13 protein-coding genes and 4 tRNA genes are annotated in these 19,774 nt (G+C 62.0%); all 17 read right to left on the bottom strand.

What is annotated here, in order from left to right; genetic code table 11:
* Nucleotides 1–41 precede the first annotated feature (41 nt).
* The 17 genes from fusA to NP80_RS14255 all read right to left on the bottom strand — a co-directional run bounded on the left by fusA (nucleotide 42) and on the right by NP80_RS14255 (nucleotide 19,529).
* Nucleotides 42–2,144, bottom strand: coding sequence for an elongation factor G (fusA, locus tag NP80_RS14335; RefSeq protein WP_006400661.1), 2,103 nt, complete (start codon nucleotides 2,142–2,144; stop codon nucleotides 42–44).
* 123 nt (nucleotides 2,145–2,267) lie between these two features.
* Nucleotides 2,268–2,738: a 30S ribosomal protein S7 gene (gene rpsG, locus NP80_RS14330; RefSeq protein WP_004198359.1), complete on the bottom strand. Its 471-nt coding sequence runs from the start codon at nucleotides 2,736–2,738 to the stop codon at nucleotides 2,268–2,270.
* A 172-nt stretch (nucleotides 2,739–2,910) separates the two neighbouring features.
* Complete coding sequence (rpsL, locus tag NP80_RS14325) at nucleotides 2,911–3,291, bottom strand: 30S ribosomal protein S12 (protein WP_006400662.1); 381 nt, start codon at nucleotides 3,289–3,291, stop codon at nucleotides 2,911–2,913.
* A gap of 227 nt (nucleotides 3,292–3,518) precedes the next feature.
* Nucleotides 3,519–5,366, bottom strand: coding sequence for a DNA helicase RecQ (gene recQ, locus NP80_RS14320; protein WP_172488731.1), 1,848 nt, complete (start codon nucleotides 5,364–5,366; stop codon nucleotides 3,519–3,521).
* A gap of 228 nt (nucleotides 5,367–5,594) precedes the next feature.
* The gene (gene rpoC / locus NP80_RS14315) at nucleotides 5,595–9,836 is read right to left on the bottom strand and encodes a DNA-directed RNA polymerase subunit beta' (protein ID WP_006400664.1); all 4,242 of its coding nucleotides are present in this window, start codon (nucleotides 9,834–9,836) and stop codon (nucleotides 5,595–5,597) included.
* A 21-nt stretch (nucleotides 9,837–9,857) separates the two neighbouring features.
* Nucleotides 9,858–13,964, bottom strand: coding sequence for a DNA-directed RNA polymerase subunit beta (gene rpoB / locus NP80_RS14310; RefSeq protein WP_006400665.1), 4,107 nt, complete (start codon nucleotides 13,962–13,964; stop codon nucleotides 9,858–9,860).
* A 378-nt stretch (nucleotides 13,965–14,342) separates the two neighbouring features.
* Entirely contained in the window at nucleotides 14,343–14,717 is a 375-nt protein-coding gene (gene rplL / locus NP80_RS14305; RefSeq protein ID WP_006400666.1) for a 50S ribosomal protein L7/L12, read from the bottom strand.
* Between the two features lie 63 nt (nucleotides 14,718–14,780).
* Complete coding sequence (gene rplJ / locus NP80_RS14300) at nucleotides 14,781–15,278, bottom strand: 50S ribosomal protein L10 (protein WP_006400668.1); 498 nt, start codon at nucleotides 15,276–15,278, stop codon at nucleotides 14,781–14,783.
* A gap of 305 nt (nucleotides 15,279–15,583) precedes the next feature.
* Nucleotides 15,584–16,282, bottom strand: coding sequence for a 50S ribosomal protein L1 (gene rplA, locus NP80_RS14295; protein ID WP_006400670.1), 699 nt, complete (start codon nucleotides 16,280–16,282; stop codon nucleotides 15,584–15,586).
* Entirely contained in the window at nucleotides 16,283–16,714 is a 432-nt protein-coding gene (rplK, locus tag NP80_RS14290; protein WP_006400671.1) for a 50S ribosomal protein L11, read from the bottom strand. It lies immediately after the preceding gene.
* Between the two features lie 140 nt (nucleotides 16,715–16,854).
* Nucleotides 16,855–17,412: a transcription termination/antitermination protein NusG gene (nusG, locus tag NP80_RS14285; protein ID WP_006400672.1), complete on the bottom strand. Its 558-nt coding sequence runs from the start codon at nucleotides 17,410–17,412 to the stop codon at nucleotides 16,855–16,857.
* Between the two features lies 1 nt (nucleotide 17,413).
* The gene (secE, locus tag NP80_RS14280) at nucleotides 17,414–17,794 is read right to left on the bottom strand and encodes a preprotein translocase subunit SecE (RefSeq protein ID WP_006412134.1); all 381 of its coding nucleotides are present in this window, start codon (nucleotides 17,792–17,794) and stop codon (nucleotides 17,414–17,416) included.
* A 43-nt stretch (nucleotides 17,795–17,837) separates the two neighbouring features.
* Nucleotides 17,838–17,913, bottom strand: a tRNA-Trp gene (locus NP80_RS14275).
* A gap of 59 nt (nucleotides 17,914–17,972) precedes the next feature.
* Nucleotides 17,973–19,163 carry an elongation factor Tu gene (tuf, locus tag NP80_RS14270; protein WP_006400660.1) on the bottom strand — a complete coding sequence of 397 codons (1,191 nt, stop codon included), beginning with the start codon at nucleotides 19,161–19,163 and terminating at the stop codon, nucleotides 17,973–17,975.
* Between the two features lie 63 nt (nucleotides 19,164–19,226).
* A tRNA-Thr gene (locus NP80_RS14265) sits at nucleotides 19,227–19,301 on the bottom strand.
* 25 nt (nucleotides 19,302–19,326) lie between these two features.
* A tRNA-Gly gene (locus NP80_RS14260) sits at nucleotides 19,327–19,400 on the bottom strand.
* Nucleotides 19,401–19,443: 43 nt separating this feature from the next.
* Nucleotides 19,444–19,529: transfer RNA gene (locus NP80_RS14255), tRNA-Tyr, on the bottom strand.
* Nucleotides 19,530–19,774: the final 245 nt, after the last annotated feature.

The following is a 19,774-nucleotide window of genomic DNA, read 5'->3' as shown; positions in this document are numbered from 1 at the left end:
ATTCTCTTCTTTCAAAAAATAATCAGTTGGTAGATGCAGATTTACTTCGACTTCGCGCTGATGATCGCGTCGGCAACGTTGCGCGGAGCTTCAGCGTAGTGCTTGAACTCCATCGTGTACGTTGCACGGCCTTGCGTCAGCGAGCGCAGCGAGGTCGAGTAACCGAACATTTCCGACAGCGGCACTTCGGCGCGAACGATCTTGCCGCCGCCGACCATGTCTTCCATGCCCTGAACGATGCCGCGACGGCCCGACAGGTCGCCCATCACGTTGCCCATGTACTCTTCCGGCGTCTCGACCTCGACAGCCATCATCGGCTCGAGCACCACCGGATTCGCCTTGCGCATCGCTTCCTTGAACGCCATCGAACCGGCCATGCGGAACGCGTTTTCGTTCGAGTCGACGTCGTGGTACGAACCGAACGTCAGGTGAACCTTCACGTCGACGACCGGGAAGCCGGCCAGCACGCCCGACTTCAGCGTGTCCTGGATACCCTTGTCGACCGCCGGGATGTATTCGCGCGGAATCACGCCGCCCTTGATCTCGTCGAAGAACTCGTAGCCCTTGCCCTGTTCGTTCGGCTCGAGCGTGATGACTGCGTGACCGTACTGGCCGCGGCCGCCCGACTGCTTGACGAACTTGCCTTCGACGTCCTTCGCCGTCGAACGGATCGTTTCGCGGTACGCAACCTGCGGCTTGCCGACGGTTGCTTCGACGCCAAACTCACGCTTCATCCGGTCGACCAGAATTTCGAGGTGGAGCTCGCCCATGCCCGAAATGATGGTCTGGCCCGACTCTTCGTCGGTCTGCACGCGGAACGACGGATCTTCCTGCGCGAGACGGTTCAGCGCGAGGCCCATCTTTTCCTGGTCGGCCTTCGTCTTCGGCTCGACAGCCTGCGAAATCACCGGCTCCGGGAACACCATGCGCTCGAGCACGATCGGGTTGGCCGGATCGCACAGCGTGTCGCCCGTGGTCGCTTCCTTCAGGCCGACCGCCGCGGCGATGTCGCCCGCGCGAACTTCCTTGATTTCCTCACGGTTGTTCGCGTGCATCTGCAGAATACGGCCGAGGCGTTCCTTCTTGCCCTTGGTCGAGTTCAGCACCGTGTCGCCCGAGTTGACGACGCCCGAGTACACACGGAAGAAGATCAGCTGGCCGACGAACGGGTCAGTCATGATCTTGAACGCGAGCGACGAGAACTTCTCGTCGTCCGACGCCTTGCGCTCGGCCGTTTCGCCGTTGTCGAGCTCGCCCTTGACCGGCGGGATGTCGACCGGCGACGGCAGGAAGTCGATCACGGCGTCGAGCATGCGCTGCACGCCCTTGTTCTTGAACGCGGTACCGCACAGCATCGGCTGGATTTCGCACGCGATCGTACGGTCGCGCAGCGCCTTGATGATGTCGGCTTCCGGCAGATCGCCTTCTTCCAGGTACTTGTTCATCAGGTCTTCGTTGGCTTCCGCAGCCGCCTCGACCATCTTTTCACGCCATTCCTGGCACGTGTCGACGAGCTCGGCCGGGATGTCGACGTAGTCGAACTTCGTGCCCTGCGACGCCTCGTCCCAAATGATCGCCTTCATCTTCAGCAGATCGACGACGCCCTTGAAGTTTTCTTCCGCGCCGATCGGCACCACGACCGGAACCGGGTTCGCCTTCAGGCGCAGACGGAGCTGGTCGTAGACCTTGAAGAAGTTCGCGCCGGTACGGTCCATCTTGTTGACGAACGCGAGACGCGGCACCTTGTACTTGTTCGCCTGGCGCCACACCGTTTCCGACTGCGGCTGCACGCCGCCCACTGCGCAGTAGACCATGCACGCGCCGTCCAGCACGCGCATCGAACGCTCCACTTCGATCGTGAAGTCGACGTGCCCCGGCGTGTCGATGATGTTGATGCGGTGTTCCGGATAGTTGCCGCCCATGCCCTTCCAGAAGGCGGTGGTAGCAGCGGACGTGATCGTGATGCCACGCTCCTGTTCCTGCTCCATCCAGTCCATCGTTGCTGCGCCGTCGTGGACTTCACCGATCTTGTGGTTCACACCGGTGTAAAACAGAATGCGCTCGGTCGTCGTCGTCTTGCCGGCGTCGATGTGAGCGCTAATACCGATATTGCGGTAGCGCTCGATGGGAGTCTTGCGAGCCACTTTGATCCTCTACTGGGATGGCGCGACGCAGCCCTGCTGCATCGCGCCTCAACACAAACGGGCGAGGCGCTCGAAAAGCGCACCCGCCCGGAATTTATTTCCGCTAACAGCCCAGCCAGGCGCTTAGAAACGGAAATGCGAGAACGCGCGGTTGGCTTCTGCCATGCGGTGAACTTCGTCGCGCTTCTTCATCGCGCCGCCACGGCCTTCGGCCGCTTCGGAGAGTTCACCTGCCAGGCGCAGAGCCATCGACTTCTCGCTGCGCTTCTTCGCAGCCTCGCGCAGCCAGCGCATCGCCAATGCCATACGACGCGACGGGCGCACTTCGACCGGAACTTGATAGTTGGCACCACCAACGCGGCGGCTCTTCACTTCGACCACCGGCTTGACGTTGTTGAGCGCAACCGTGAACACTTCCAGCGGGTCCTTGCCACCCTTGGTCTGGATCTGTTCGAAAGCACCATAAACGATGCGTTCAGCGACCGACTTCTTGCCGGACAGCATCAGCATGTTCATGAACTTGGCTACATCCACGTTGCCGTACTTCGGATCCGGCAACACTTCCCGCTTGGGGACTTCGCGACGACGCGGCATGATTCTTCCTTTACCTGTTCAGTTGGAGCTGTGTTCAGCCCCGCGGCCACCAACTAACCCGATCACATCTTCACGACTAACCAGCTTGGCCGGGTGACCACTTACTCGACAGCACCGGCAATCCGGCACCACCGCCTTGACCGCCCTGAGGCGATCCCTGATCAAACGCTGCTTACTTGGCAGCCTTTGCACGCTTCGCGCCGTACTTCGAGCGCGCTTGCTTACGGTCCTTGACGCCCTGGGTATCCAGCGAGCCGCGAACCATGTGGTAACGCACACCCGGCAAGTCCTTCACACGGCCGCCGCGGATCAGCACAACCGAGTGCTCCTGCAGGTTGTGGCCTTCACCGCCGATGTACGAAATCACTTCGAAGCCGTTCGTCAGACGAACCTTGGCGACCTTACGGAGTGCCGAGTTCGGCTTCTTCGGCGTCGTCGTGTACACACGGGTGCACACGCCGCGACGCTGGGGGCAGTCCTGCAGGGCCGGGCTCTTGCTCTTCGTCGTTTCCGACTGACGGCCTTTGCGAACCAGTTGGTTGATGGTTGGCATTGTTTATTCCTGAAATTGAACAAAATCCGCACTTCGATTTCGGGCAAAGCGAAAATCGACGCACAGTTGACTCCCGGCGCGGCGAAGCGGGCACGAACTTTCGAACGTGTGTCGACCCACCGAAGACCGGAACCCAGCATGATATTCCGGAAATACCAACTAAGTCAACGGCTTGCGTGATTTTCCGCCGGTCGCGCCCGTTGACCCGAAGGGTCGGAACGCCTGTGTCAGGCCGATTCGACGACGTCGATGATCTCGTCGCCGAACCGCTCGAGCTTGCGCACGCCCATGCCGGGGATATGGCGGAGATCGTCGATCGTCTCCGGGGCATTGCGCGCGATCTCCGCGAGCGTCGCGTCGTGGAAGATCACGTAGGCCGGCACGCCGTCGGCCTTCGCCGTCTCCGCGCGCCACGCGCGCAGCGCGTCCCAGCGCGCGCGCTCGCGTGCGCCCATGCCGGCCGTCGGATCGACGCGCGTGCCGCTGCGGCCGGACGACTGGCGCGTGCGCTGCGGCTTCACGTAGCGTCGCAGCGTGACCTTCTCGTCGCCCTTCAGCACGGGCTTCGCGGCTTCGGTCAGCACGAGCGCGCCGAATCCGCCGTGATCGACCGCGAGATAGCCGTACGCGACGAGTTGCCGGAAAATCGCGCGCCACTCGGGCTCCGACAGCGCCGCACCGATCCCGAACGTACTGAGTTGATCGTGCCCGCGCTGCAGTACCTTTTCGGTACGCGCGCCGCGCAGAATCTCGATCAGATGGCTCGCGCCGAAGTTGAAGCCGCTCGCGCGCTGCGCACGGAACACGCATGAGAGCGCCATTTGCGCTTCGCGCGTCGCGTCCCACGATGCGGGCGGCTCGAGGCACGTATCGCAGTTGCCGCACGGCTGGCTCGCTTCACCGAAGTAATTGAGCAGCCGCACGCGGCGACACGAGATCGTCTCGCACAGGCCGAGCAACGCGTCGAGCTTCGACGTCTGCACGCGCTTGTGCGCGTCGTCCGCATCGGACTCGTCGATCATCTTGCGCTGCTGGACGACGTCGCCGAGCCCGTACGCCATCCACGCGTTCGCCGGCAGCCCGTCGCGCCCCGCGCGGCCGGTCTCCTGGTAATAGCCTTCGACGCTCTTCGGCAGATCGAGGTGCGCGACGAAGCGCACGTCGGGCTTGTCGATGCCCATCCCGAACGCGATCGTCGCGCACATCACGATGCCTTCCTCGCGCTGGAACATCTCCTGATGCTTCTGCCGCACCTCGAATTCCATGCCGGCGTGATAAGGCAGCGCGCGGATGCCCTGCGCCTTCAGCCACTCGGCCGTTTCCTCGACCTTGCGGCGCGACAGGCAATAGACGACGCCGGCGTCGGTCGTGCCGTCGGCGTTCGTGTGTTCGGCGCGGATGAAATCGAGCAGCTGCGCGCGCGCGTTGTCCTTCTCGACGATCCGATAGCGGATGTTCGGCCGATCGAAGCTCGACACGAATACGCGCGCGTCGTCGAGCGCGAGACGGTGAATGATTTCGTCGCGCGTGATCGCATCGGCGGTCGCCGTCAGCGCGATGCGCGGCACCGCCGGGAACCGCTCGTGCAGCACCGACAGCTGGATGTATTCCGGACGGAAGTCGTGCCCCCACTGCGACACGCAGTGCGCCTCGTCGATCGCGAACAGCCCGATCTTCGCGCGCTCGAGCAGTTCGAGGAAACGCCCCGTCATCAGCCGTTCGGGTGCGACATACAGCAGGTCGATCTCGCCTTCGCGCAGCGCGCGCTCGGTCGCCGCTGCCTCGGCGCCCGACAGCGTCGAGTTCAGATACGCGGCACGCACGCCGACTTCGCGCAGCGCGGCGACCTGATCCTGCATCAGCGCGATCAGCGGCGACACGACGATGCCCGCACCATGGCCGGCCTCGCGGCGCATTAGCGCGGGAATCTGGTAGCACAGCGACTTGCCGCCGCCCGTCGGCATCAGCACCAGACAGTCGCCACCGCTCGCGACGTGCTCGACGATCTCGCCCTGCTGGCCGCGAAAGGCGGAATAACCGAAGACTTCGTCGAGGATTTCGAGGGCGCGAGACATGAATGATGAGAACGAGGACGGCGGAACGATGACCGCGATTTTAACAACCCGCCCCGCGCGGCGCGCGGCAAATCGCACGACGTTCGCCGTTCGGACAGCGTGCGCTCGCGCGCAGCGCGTGCCGATACGCCGCACGCACGCCCGCCAACGGGACGAACAAAAAAAACCGCCCGGCAAACCGGGCGGTTTCGATGACAGCAAAGCAGACGCGGCTCGCGCCGCGCGCCGTTACTCGGCTGCCGGGTGTTGCGGCTCTTCCGCCGGCGTGCTCGGCGTGCCGAAGTCGAATGCCTCTTCCGCTGCGATCTGGTCGAAACGCTCGCGGTCGGACATCTCCTTCGCCTTGCGTGCCTTGTGGAACGCGAGACCCGTACCGGCCGGAATCAGACGGCCGACGATCACGTTTTCCTTCAGGCCGCGCAGATCGTCGCGCTTGCCCATGATCGCCGCTTCGGTCAGCACGCGGGTCGTTTCCTGGAACGATGCCGCGGAGATGAACGAATCGGTCGACAGCGACGCCTTCGTGATACCGAGCAGCACGTTCTCGTACGACGCCGGGCGCTTGCCCTCGGCGATCATGCGGTCGTTCTCGTCCAGCATGTCCGAACGCTCGACCTGCTCGCCCGGGATGAAGCGCGAATCGCCGTTGTCGGTGATCTGCACACGACGCAGCATCTGGCGAACGATCACCTCGATGTGCTTGTCGTTGATCTTCACGCCCTGCAGACGATACACGTCCTGCACTTCGTCCACGATGTAGCGCGACAGCGCCTCGATACCCTGCAGACGCAGGATGTCGTGCGGATCGGCCGGGCCGTCCACGATCATTTCGCCCTTGTTGACGACCTGACCGTCGTGGACCAGCACCTGCTTTTCCTTCGCAATCAGGAACTCGTGCTGGTTGCCCTCGAGATCCGTGATGACGAGACGCTGCTTGCCCTTCGTATCCTTGCCGAACGACACCGTACCGGTGACTTCCGCGAGGATGCCCGCATCCTTCGGTGAACGCGCTTCGAACAGCTCGGCCACGCGCGGCAGACCACCGGTAATGTCACGCGTCTTCTGCGATTCGGTCGGGATACGTGCGAGCACTTCACCGACCTGCACCTGCTGACCGTCCTTCACGGTGATCAGTGCGCCGACCTGGAAGCCGATCTGCACCGAGTGCTCCGTGCCCGGGATCTTCACTTCGTCGCCGTTCGCGTCGAGCAGCTTCACCTGCGGACGCACGCTCTTCGATGCCTGCGAACCGCGACGCTTCGCGTCGATCACGACGAGGGTCGACAGGCCGGTCACGTCGTCGATCTGCTTCGCGACCGTCACGCCTTCCTCGACGTTCTCGAACTTCACCGTACCGCCGTACTCGGTGATGATCGGACGCGTCATCGGATCCCACGTCGCCAGCTGCGTGCCGGCCTTGATCGCCGCGCCGTCGAGCTGCAGCAGCGTCGCGCCGTACGGGATCTTGTGACGTTCGCGCTCGCGACCGATGTCGTCGGTGATCAGCGCCTCGCCCGAACGCGAGATGACGATCTGCTCGCCCTTCGCGTTCGTCACGTAGCGCATCGACGGCGAGAAGCGGACGGTGCCGTTGCTCTTCGCCTCGACCGACGACGCGACTGCCGCACGCGATGCCGCACCACCGATGTGGAACGTACGCATCGTCAGCTGCGTGCCCGGCTCGCCGATCGACTGCGCCGCGATCACGCCGACTGCTTCGCCGACGTTCACGAGCGTGCCGCGGCCGAGGTCGCGGCCGTAGCACGATGCGCACAGGCCGTAACGCGTTTCGCAGGTCAGCGGCGTGCGCACGCGCACTTCGTCGATGCCGAGGCGTTCGATTTCCTCGACCGCCGTTTCGTCGAGCAGCGTGCCCGCTTCGTACAGCGTTTCCTGCGTTTCCGGGTTCACGACGTCCGCGACCGCGACGCGGCCGAGGATACGGTCGCGCAGCGCTTCGACGACTTCACCGCCTTCGACCAGCGCCTTCATCGCGACGCCGTTCGACGTGCCGCAATCGTCCTCGACGACCACCAGATCCTGCGTGACGTCGACCAGACGACGCGTCAGGTAACCCGAGTTCGCGGTCTTCAGTGCCGTATCAGCCAGACCCTTACGTGCACCGTGGGTCGAGATGAAGTACTGCAACACGTTCAGACCTTCGCGGAAGTTCGCGGTAATCGGCGTCTCGATAATCGAGCCGTCCGGCTTCGCCATCAGGCCGCGCATACCGGCCAGCTGACGAATCTGCACCGCCGAACCGCGGGCGCCCGAGTCGGCCATCATGTAGATCGAGTTGAACGATTCCTGGCGCGTCTCGTTGCCGTCGCGATCGATCACCGGCTCCGTCGACAGCTGCTCCATCATCGCCTTGCCGACCGCTTCCGACGTCGCCGACCAGATGTCGACCACGTTGTTGTAGCGTTCCTGCGCGGTGACGAGACCCGACATGTACTGACGGTCGTATTCCTTCACCTTCTTCGCGGCGTCGCCGACGATCGTTTCCTTCTGCGGCGGCACGAGCATGTCGTCCACGCAGATCGAGATGCCGGCGCGCGTCGCGAGACGGAAGCCCGACTGCATCAGCTGATCGGCGAACACCACCGTCGCGCGCAGACCGCACTTGCGGAACGCGGTGTTGATCAGGCGCGAGATTTCCTTCTTCTTCAGCGGCTTGTTCAGCACCGAGAACGGCAGGCCCGGCGGCAGAATTTCCGACAGGATCGCGCGGCCGACCGTCGTCGCGTAGAGCGAGATCTTCGGCACGAACTCCGGCGCGCCTTCCGACTTGTCCTCGTTGCGGACCATTTCGGTGATCCGCACGTTGACGCGCGAGGCGAGCTCGACTTCCTTGTTCTCGTACGCGCGGATCACTTCCGACACGCCGGTGAACGTGAGGCCTTCGCCCTTGCCGTTGATCGCTTCGCGGGTCGCGTAGTACAGACCCAGCACGATATCCTGCGACGGCACGATCGACGGATCGCCGTTGGCCGGGAACAGCACGTTGTTCGACGCGAGCATCAGCGTGCGCGCTTCCATCTGCGCTTCGAGCGATAGCGGCACGTGGACGGCCATCTGGTCACCGTCGAAGTCGGCGTTGAACGCCGCACAGACGAGCGGGTGCAGCTGGATCGCCTTGCCTTCGATCAGCACGGGCTCGAACGCCTGGATGCCGAGACGGTGCAGCGTCGGCGCACGGTTCAGCATCACCGGGTGCTCGCGGATCACCTCTTCGAGGATGTCCCACACGACCGGCGTCTGGTTCTCGACTTCCTTCTTCGCCGCCTTGATGGTCGTCGCGACGCCCATCACTTCAAGCTTGTTGAAGATGAACGGCTTGAACAGCTCGAGCGCCATCAGCTTCGGCAGACCGCACTGATGCAGCTTCAGCGTCGGGCCGACCACGATGACCGAACGGCCCGAGTAGTCGACGCGCTTGCCCAGCAGGTTCTGACGGAAACGACCGCCCTTGCCCTTGATCATGTCGGCGAGCGACTTCAGCGGACGCTTGTTCGCGCCCGTCATCGCCTTGCCGCGACGACCGTTGTCGAGCAGCGAGTCGACGGCTTCCTGCAGCATCCGCTTTTCATTGCGGACGATGATTTCAGGTGCCTTCAGCTCGAGCAGACGCTTCAACCGGTTGTTACGGTTGATCACGCGGCGATACAGGTCGTTCAGATCCGACGTCGCGAAACGGCCGCCGTCCAGCGGCACGAGCGGACGCAGTTCCGGCGGCAGCACCGGCAGCACTTCGAGGATCATCCACTCGGGCTTGATGCCCGAGCGCTGGAATGCCTCGAGGACCTTCAGGCGCTTCGCGTACTTCTTGATCTTCGCTTCCGAGCCGGTGTTCTTCAGCTCGGTGCGCAGCTGTTCGACCTGCTCGTCGATGTTGATCGCGCGCAGCAGTTCGCGCACGCCTTCCGCGCCCATTTCGGCACGGAATTCGTCGCCGTATTCCTCGACCTTGTTGTAGTAATCCTCTTCGGTCATGATCTGCCGCGCCTTCAGCGGCGTCATGCCCGGATCGATCACCACGTACGCTTCGAAGTACAGCACGCGCTCGATGTCGCGCAGCGTCATGTCGAGCACCATGCCCAGACGCGACGGCAGCGACTTCAGGAACCAGATGTGCGCGACCGGCGACGCGAGCTCGATGTGGCCCATGCGCTCGCGACGCACCTTCGCCAGCGTCACTTCAACGCCGCACTTCTCGCAGATCACGCCACGGTGCTTCAGGCGCTTGTACTTGCCGCACAGGCACTCGTAGTCCTTGATCGGACCGAAGATCTTCGCGCAGAACAGACCATCGCGTTCCGGCTTGAACGTACGGTAGTTGATGGTCTCCGGCTTCTTCACTTCGCCGAACGACCACGAACGGATCTTGTCGGGCGAGGCCAGACCGATCTTGATCGCGTCGAAAACTTCTTCCTGTTGGACTTGCTTGAATAGATCGAGCAGAGCTTTCATTGCTTTCTCTCCGTAGTCCGATTAATTGCGGTCGAGATCGATATCGATACCGAGCGAGCGGATTTCCTTCACCAGCACGTTGAAGGATTCCGGCATGCCTGCATCGATCACGTGATCGCCCTTGACCAGGTTCTCGTACACCTTGGTCCGGCCCGTCACGTCGTCCGACTTCACCGTCAGCATTTCCTGCAGCACATACGATGCGCCGTACGCTTCGAGCGCCCACACTTCCATTTCACCGAAACGCTGACCACCGAACTGCGCCTTACCACCCAGCGGCTGCTGCGTGACGAGCGAGTACGGGCCCGTCGAACGCGCGTGCATCTTGTCGTCGACAAGGTGATGCAGCTTCAGGTAGTGCATGTAGCCGACCGTCACGCGACGCTCGAACGGCTCGCCCGTGCGACCGTCGTACAGGCGAACCTGGTTCTTCGACGGGTTCATGTCGAGCTGCTTCGCGATGTCGTCCGGGAACGCGAGGTCGAGCATCTTCGCCATTTCGTCCTCGGTCGCACCGTCGAACACCGGCGTCGCAAACGGCACGCCTTCGCGCAGGTTCTTCGCGAGTTCGAGGATCTCGTCGTCGGAGAAGCTGTCCAGATCTTCCGCGCGACCCGACTCGTTGTAGATCTTCGTCAGGAACGCACGCAGCTCTTCGATCTTTGCCTGACGCTGCAGCATTTCGCCGATACGCCAGCCGAGGCCCTTCGCGGCCCAGCCGAGGTGCACTTCCAGAACCTGACCCACGTTCATCCGCGACGGCACGCCGAGCGGGTTCAGCACGACGTCTGCCGGACGGCCGTCGGCCATGTACGGCATGTCTTCGATCGGCACGATCTTCGACACGACACCCTTGTTGCCGTGACGGCCCGCCATCTTGTCGCCAGGCTGCAGGCGGCGCTTCACCGCCAGGTACACCTTGACCATCTTCAGCACGCCCGGCGGCAGTTCGTCGCCTTGCGTGAGCTTCTTGCGCTTCTCTTCGAACGCCAGATCGAACTGGTGACGCTTCTCTTCGATCGAGTTCTTGATTGCTTCGAGCTGCGCCGCTGCTTCGTCGTCCGCGAGGCGGATGTCGAACCAGTGGTAGTGGTCGAGATCTTCCAGGTACGCCTGGTCGATCTTCGTGCCCTTCGCGAGCTTCTTCGGACCGCCGTTCGCGACCTTGCCCACCAGCATGCGCGCGAGACGCTGGAACGCGTCGCCTTCCACGATACGCAGCTGGTCGTTCAGGTCGAGACGGTAGCGCTTCAGTTCGTCGTCGATGATCTGTTGCGCACGCTTGTCGCGCTGGATGCCTTCACGCGTGAACACCTGGACATCGATCACGGTGCCGCTCATGCCCGACGGCACGCGCAGCGACGTGTCCTTCACGTCCGACGCCTTCTCGCCGAAGATCGCGCGCAGCAGCTTCTCTTCCGGCGTCAGCTGGGTCTCGCCCTTCGGCGTGACCTTGCCGACCAGTACGTCGCCCGCTTCGACTTCCGCACCGATGTAGACGATGCCCGATTCGTCGAGACGGCCGAGCTGGACTTCCGCCAGGTTCGAGATGTCGCGCGTGATTTCTTCCGGCCCGAGCTTCGTGTCGCGTGCAACGACGTTCAGCTCTTCGATGTGGATCGACGTGTAGCGATCGTCGGCCACGACCTTCTCCGAGATCAGGATCGAATCCTCGAAGTTGTAGCCGTTCCACGGCATGAACGCGATCAGCATGTTCTGGCCGAGCGCGAGCTCGCCCAGGTCCGTCGAGGCGCCGTCGGCCAGCACGTCGCCGCGCGAGACCTTGTCGCCCATCTTCACGATCGGACGCTGGTTGATGTTCGTGTTCTGGTTCGAACGCGTGTACTTGATCAGGTTGTAGATGTCGACACCGACTTCACCTGCGACCGCTTCGTCGTCGTTCACGCGAATCACGATACGGCCTGCGTCGACGTAGTCGACGACACCGCCGCGGAACGCCTGAACCGTCGTGCCCGAGTCGACCGCGCAGGTGCGCTCGATGCCGGTACCGACGACCGGCTTCTCCGGACGCAGACACGGCACGGCCTGACGCTGCATGTTCGAGCCCATCAGTGCACGGTTCGCGTCGTCGTGCTCGAGGAACGGAATCAGCGATGCCGCGACCGACACGATCTGCGACGGCGCCACGTCCATGTACTGGATGCGGTCCGGCGTGACCATCATCGTTTCGCCGGCCTCACGCGACGACACGAGTTCGTCGGTCAGTCGGCCTTCGTCGTCGATCGCCGCGTTCGCCTGCGCGATCATGTAACGGCCTTCCTCGATCGCCGACAGATAGTCGATCTGGTCGGTCACCTTGCCGTCCACGACCTTGCGGTACGGCGTCTCGAGGAAGCCGTACTCGTTCAGGTGCGCGTACAGTGCGAGCGAGTTGATCAGACCGATGTTCGGACCTTCCGGCGTTTCGATCGGGCACACGCGGCCGTAGTGGGTCGGGTGCACGTCGCGAACTTCGAAGCCTGCGCGCTCGCGCGTCAGACCGCCCGGGCCCAGTGCGGAAACGCGGCGCTTGTGCGTGATTTCCGACAGCGGGTTGGTCTGGTCCATGAACTGCGACAGCTGCGACGAACCGAAGAACTCGCGGATCGCCGACGAAATCGGCTTCGAGTTGATCAGGTCGTGCGGCATCAGGTTTTCGCTTTCGGCCTGGCCGAGGCGTTCCTTGACCGCGCGCTCGACGCGCACGAGACCCGCGCGGAACTGGTTTTCCGCCAGTTCGCCGACGCAACGCACGCGACGGTTGCCGAGGTGGTCGATGTCGTCCACTTCGCCCTTGCCGTTGCGCAGCTCGACGAGGATCTTGATCGTCGCGAGGATGTCGTCGTCCTGCAGCGTCATCGGGCCCGTGATTTCGTCACGGCCGACGCGACGGTTGAACTTCATGCGGCCGACCTTCGACAGGTCGTACGCTTCTTCGCTGTAGAACAGACGGTTGAACAGCGCCTCGACCGCTTCTTCGGTCGGCGGCTCGCCCGGACGCATCATGCGGTAGATCGCGATGCGCGCGGCCGTCTTGTCGGTCGTTTCGTCGACACGCAGCGTCGACGAGATGTACGGACCCTGGTCCAGATCGTTCGTGTAGAGCGTCTGGATTTCCTTGATGCCCGCTTCGCGCAGCTTCTCGAGCACGCTTTCGGTGATCTCGTCGTTCGCGTTCGCGATCACTTCGCCCGTCTCGCCGTCGACGACGTTCTTCGCCAGCACGCGGCCGAGCAGATAGTCTTCCGGCACCGAGATGAACTTCGTCTTCGCGGCTTCGAGGTCGCGGATGTGCTTCGCGTTGATCCGCTTGTCCTTCTGGACGATGACCTTGCCGTCGCGATCCGTGATGTCGAAGCGCGCGACTTCGCCGCGCAGGCGCTCGGGCACGAACTCGAGCTGCGCACCTTCGTCCATCAACGTGAAGTTGTCGAACACGAAGAAGTTCGCGAGGATCTGTTCCGGCGTGAGGCCGATCGCCTTCAGCAGGATCGTGACCGGCATCTTGCGGCGACGGTCGACGCGGAAGTACAGGATGTCCTTCGGATCGAATTCGAAGTCTAGCCACGAGCCGCGGTACGGAATGATCCGTGCCGAGAACAGCAACTTGCCCGAGCTGTGCGTCTTGCCCTTGTCGTGTTCGAAGAACACGCCCGGCGAACGGTGCAGCTGCGAGACGATGACACGCTCGGTGCCGTTGATGACGAACGAGCCGGTCGGCGTCATGAGCGGAATTTCGCCCATGTACACTTCCTGCTCCTTCACTTCCTTGACGACGGGCTTGTTCGGCGATTCCTTGTCGAGGATGACGAGGCGGACCTTCGCGCGCAGCGCGGAGCAGTACGTCAGGCCGCGCTGCTGGCATTCCTTGATGTTGAATGCCGGCGCGGACAGCGCATAGCTCACGAACTCGAGGCGCGCGAAGCCGTTGTGCGAAACAATGGGAAATACCGATGTGAAAGCGGCCTGCAAACCTTCAGGCTTGCGTTGCGTCGCCGGCACATCGGCTTGCAGAAACGTGCTGAATGATTCAAGCTGGGTGGCCAGCAGGAAAGGAACTTGGTGAACGATGGGGCGCTTCGCGAAACTCTTGCGAATGCGCTTCTTCTCGGTGAAGGAATATTGCATACGATCTCCGAATCACGGCGGGTGCTATCGAGGCGGAATACCTGGACGTTTCAAACCCGAGTGTTCACCGACTGAGACCCGATGGCCGTCCGACGGCTTGAACGAGCCGAGAAGCTTGGTGGTTGGCCGCTACCAACCGCTGGCTGACGGCAGCGGATGCCTGTGTTGCCCGCTACCCGACCAAACTTGCCTTCTGCAGTCGCTTCAGAAGACAAAGAGAATCGCCAATCGCCGTGCAGCAGCCACGATTTGACGTTTATCTTTGGCTTCTGGGGCCGATTATCCCGCCTCCCGAAAGAGTGCCAGAATAACGTCCCCACAAAGCACAAAAAGGCCGGCGGTGAAAATACCGCCAGCCTTCGCACAGCGCGTCGGAACTTACTTGAGTTCGACCTTCGCGCCTGCGTCTTCCAGCTTCTTCTTCGCTTCTTCAGCAGCAGCCTTGTCGACGCCTTCCTTGACGGGCTTCGGTGCGCCGTCGACGAGGTCCTTCGCTTCCTTCAGGCCCAGGCCCGTGATTTCGCGAACGGCCTTGATGACTGCGACCTTGTTGCTGCCTGCTTCAGCCAGAACGACCGTGAAGTCGGTCTTCTCTTCAGCAGCAGCAGCTGCGCCGCCGCCTGCCGGGCCAGCGACTGCGACTGCAGCTGCCGACACGCCAAACTTCTCTTCGAACGCCTTGACCAGTTCGTTCAGTTCGAGAACGGTCATCCCTTCGACTGCTGCCAGGATGTCTTCTTTTGCGATTGCCATTTGAAATACTCCTAAATTGAATTCGGATACAGCCAGCGATCAGTAACGCTGATGCGTGTTCGATTACGCAGCTTCTGCTTGCTTCTTCTCGGCCAGCGCGGCAAGAGCACGCGCGAAGCCCGAAACAGGCGCTTGCATGACGAACAGCAGCTTCGAGAGCAGTTCTTCACGGCTCGGGATGCTTGCCAGCGCTTGCACGCCAGCCTTATCCATCACCTTGCCATCGAACGAACCAGCCTTGATGACCAACTTGTCATTGCTCTTGCTGAAGTCGTTGACGACCTTAGCAGCGGCAATTGCATCTTCCGAGATGCCGTAGATCAGCGGACCAGTCATCTGCTCTGCCAGCGGAGCAAAGGGCGTACCTTCAACAGCGCGACGCGCCAGCGTGTTCTTCAGAACGCGCAGGTAAACCTTCTGCTCGCGCGCTTTCGCGCGCAGCGTGGTCAGATCGCCAACCGCAATTCCACGATACTCAGCCAGCACAACGGTCTGGGCCTTCGCAACTTGTGCGGCGACCTCAGCAACGACGGCTTGCTTGTCTTCTCTATTAAGCGGCACGGTTAGCCTCCAGAAACGATACGCTCGGCTAGCCGGTATGGCTCGACCTCACGTACCTCGTTCAACAACGGCGTCCGACCTCGTTAGGAGTATTTCCACCTCACGCCGCGAACTGCTTCGCGACCTGCGGCTTCACCACTACAAAACTTTTTCGGGTTCGCCATCTGCGTTGGCTTGAATTAAGGGATGCCCGACTGCTGCCTCCCACCAACGGTCTTTGATAACCGGTTGCCCGCGGACTGCACGAACAACCGCCCAAAGCCCTTGAAGACCGCTTCGCGAACGAAGCGGCCTGAATTTCATGCTTACTGCGCGGCCAGCGTAGCCTGGTCGACACGCACGCCGACGCCCATCGTGCTCGACAGTGCGATCTTGCGCAGGTAGACGCCCTTGCTCGTTGCCGGCTTGGCCTTCTGCAGTGCTTCGATCAGCGCCGACAGGTTCGAACGCAGCGCAGCCGGTTCGAACGATGCACGGCCGATCGTCGCGTGGATGATACCGGCCTTGTCGACGCGGAACTGCACCTGACCAGCCTTCGCGTTCTTGACCGCGGTCGCGACGTCCGGCGTGACCGTGCCGACCTTCGGGTTCGGCATCAGGCCGCGCGGGCCGAGGATCTGACCGAGCGTACCGACGATACGCATCGTGTCCGGCGAAGCGATCACGATGTCGAAGTCCATCTGGCCAGCCTTGATCTGCTCGGCCAGGTCTTCCATACCGACGACTTCCGCGCCTGCTGCACGTGCCTGCTCGGCCTTCTCGCCTTGCGCGAACACGGCGACGCGAACCGACTTGCCCGTACCGGCCGGCAGAACGACCGAACCGCGAACGACCTGGTCCGACTTCTTCGCGTCGATGCCGAGCTGGACTGCGACGTCGATCGACTCGTTGAACTTCGCGCTCGCGCATTCCTTCACGAGTGCCAGTGCGTCGTCGATCGCGTACAGCTTCTGACGATCGACCTTGGCGGCAAATGCCTGACGGCGCTTGGAGATCTTAGCCATTTACACGCCCTCCACAGTGATGCCCATCGAGCGTGCGCTACCAGCGATGGTGCGAACGGCTGCGTCCAGATCAGCTGCCGTGAGGTCCGGCATCTTCGTCTTTGCGATCTCTTCGGCTTGAGCGCGCGTGATCGAACCGACCTTGTCGGTGTGCGGCTTGCTCGAGCCCTTGTCCACCTTCGCCGCCTTCTTGATCAGGACGGTCGCCGGCGGCGTCTTCATCACGAACGTGAAGCTCTTGTCAGCGTATGCCGTGATGACGACCGGCACCGGCAGACCCGGCTCCATACCTTGAGTCTGCGCGTTGAACGCCTTGCAGAACTCCATGATGTTCAGGCCGCGCTGGCCCAGTGCCGGACCGACCGGCGGCGACGGGTTGGCTTTACCTGCAGGAATCTGCAGCTTGATAAAGCCGACAATCTTCTTTGCCATTTGAAAACCTCGTTGGAACGCCAAGCGGCGTTCGGTGAGTGATAACGCGCGTTCGCCGCTGGCTACTGACGCTCCTCAACGACCATGACGCGGGCCGTAAGCGCGAAGGTGGGCAGCCGAGGCTGCCCACCGAATCAGGATCAGACTTTTTCGACCTGGCCGAATTCGAGTTCGACCGGGGTAGAACGGCCAAAGATGGTGACCGACACGCGCACGCGCGACTTTTCGTAGTTGACTTCTTCGACGGTGCCGTTGAAGTCCGTGAACGGGCCTTCCTTGACCCGTACCATCTCGCCCACTTCGAACAGGGTCTTCGGGCGCGGCTTCTCCACGCCTTCCTGCATCTGCGACATGATCTTCTCGACTTCCTTCGGGGAAATCGGGGTCGGGCGGTTGCGTGCGCCGCCGACGAAACCGGTGACCTTCGCGGTGTTCTTCACGAGGTGCCACGTTTCGTCCGTCATTTCCATTTCCACGAGCACGTAGCCCGGGAAGAAACGACGTTCCGTCACAGCCTTGTGGCCGCCTTTGACTTCGACCACTTCTTCGGTCGGGACCAGGATCTGACCGAATTTATCCTGCATGCCGGCCCGTTCGATGCGCTCCTGAAGCGCACGTTGCACGCTCTTCTCCATGCCGGAGTAGGCGTGCACGACGTACCAACGTTTTCCGCTCGGAGATGCCGGAGTATCGCTCATATCATTTCCAACCCAGAATCACCGAGAAAATCACCCATTCGATCGATTTGTCGCTCAACCAGAGGAAAATCGCCATCACAAGCACGAAACCGAACACGACGAGCGTGGTTTGCGTTGCTTCCTTACGGGTGGGCCAAACGACCTTTCGGACTTCCTTGTACGAGTCCTTGGCAAACGCGATGAGGCTTTTGCCTGGAGCGGACATCAGCCCGACGGCCACGCCGGCGACGATCCCGACCGCCAACGCGGCGCCGCGGACATACCACTGCTGATTGCCCAGCCAGAAGAAGCCCACGAATCCGGCCAAGACCAGCAATACGCCCAGGGCCAGCATCAGCTTATCGCCGGAGGTATTTACAGTTTCGACGGATGGATTCGCCATAACACCTTAAAACAAATGCCACGTAGGACACGTGGCTATTTTTTGGCAGGGGCAGAGGGAATCGAACCCCCAACCTTCGGTTTTGGAGACCGACGCTCTGCCAGTTGAGCTATACCCCTAGACCATGTTGGGGCCGGCTATCGCCAGCCCCAAAACTGTCGATCAACGAATAACTGGCTTACTCGATGATCTTTGCGACGACGCCGGCACCGACGGTACGGCCGCCTTCACGGATAGCGAAGCGCAGACCTTCTTCCATCGCGATCGGCGCAATCAGCTTCACCGTGATCGACACGTTGTCGCCCGGCATCACCATTTCCTTGTCCTTCGGCAGCTCGATCGAGCCCGTCACGTCCGTCGTACGGAAGTAGAACTGCGGACGGTAGTTGTTGAAGAACGGCGTGTGACGGCCGCCTTCGTCCTTGCTCAGCACGTACACTTCGGCCGTGAAGTGCGTGTGCGGCGTGATCGAACCCGGCTTCGCCAGAACCTGACCGCGCTCCACATCTTCACGCTTCGTGCCGCGCAGCAGGATACCGACGTTGTCGCCTGCCTGACCCTGGTCCAGCAGCTTGCGGAACATTTCAACGCCCGTGCAGGTCGTCTTCACCGTCGGCTTGATACCGACGATTTCGATTTCCTCACCGACCTTCACCACGCCGCGCTCCACACGACCCGTCACCACCGTACCGCGGCCCGAGATCGAGAACACGTCTTCCACCGGCATCAGGAACGTACCGTCCACCGCGCGCTCCGGCGTCGGGATGTACGTGTCCAGCGCGTCGGCCAGGTTCATGATCGCCGTTTCGCCCAGCTCGCCCTTGTCGCCTTCCAGCGCCAGCTTTGCCGAACCCTTGATGATCGGCGTGTCGTCGCCCGGGAAGTCGTACTTCGACAGCAGTTCGCGAACTTCCATCTCGACCAGCTCGAGCAGTTCAGCGTCGTCCACCATGTCGCACTTGTTCAGGAACACGATGATGTACGGAACGCCAACCTGACGTGCCAGCAGGATGTGCTCACGCGTTTGCGGCATCGGGCCGTCTGCGGCCGAGCACACCAGGATTGCGCCGTCCATCTGCGCTGCACCCGTGATCATGTTCTTCACGTAGTCGGCGTGGCCCGGGCAGTCGACGTGCGCGTAGTGGCGGTTCGCCGTTTCGTACTCGATGTGCGCGGTGTTGATCGTGATGCCGCGTGCCTTTTCTTCCGGCGCCGCGTCGATTTCGTCGTACTTCTTCGCTTCGCCGCCGAACTTCGACGACAGAACCGTCGCGATCGCTGCCGTCAGCGTCGTCTTGCCGTGGTCAACGTGACCAATCGTACCAACGTTCACGTGCGGCTTGGTCCGCTCGAATTTTTCCTTGGCCATTTTCAACTCCCGAAAGGAATTTCACATGTTGCGCCGCGCGCAAACAGACACTGACTTTACTGCTGGTGCCCATGGGCAGGATCGAACTGCCGACCTCTCCCTTACCAAGGGAGTGCTCTACCACTGAGCCACATGGGCGCTTTTACGCTTCAACTTCGCGGACTGGAGCGGGTGAAGGGAATCGAACCCTCGTCGTAAGCTTGGAAGGCTTCTGCTCTACCATTGAGCTACACCCGCACGGGCCACTAACGATTCCTTACCGCTCTCTGCGCTGATGTCTTGGTGGAGGAGGTTGGATTCGAACCAACGTAGGCGTAAGCCAACAGATTTACAGTCTGCCCCCTTTAGCCACTCGGGCACCCCTCCGTAGAGAACTGACGATTATGGGGGTGCATCGAACTCTTGTCAAGCACTGCGAGAAGATTATTTTCATTTTCTTCCCGAGCGCCGGCTCGACCACCAGGCATCCGCCGCCGACTACGATGGCGACGAGAGGTTCGCCATTCGGCGCCCACACCTTCGTCAGACTCCGCTTCCAGCAATGTTGCATGCTGGAAACGAAAGACCGCCATCATACGGCCTCTCGGGCAGAATGCCAAGCGGGTAGGCGG

The organism is Burkholderia multivorans ATCC BAA-247 (assembly GCF_000959525.1).
Lineage (GTDB): Bacteria > Pseudomonadota > Gammaproteobacteria > Burkholderiales > Burkholderiaceae > Burkholderia > Burkholderia multivorans.
This window is presented reverse-complemented; position numbering and strand designations above follow the sequence as displayed.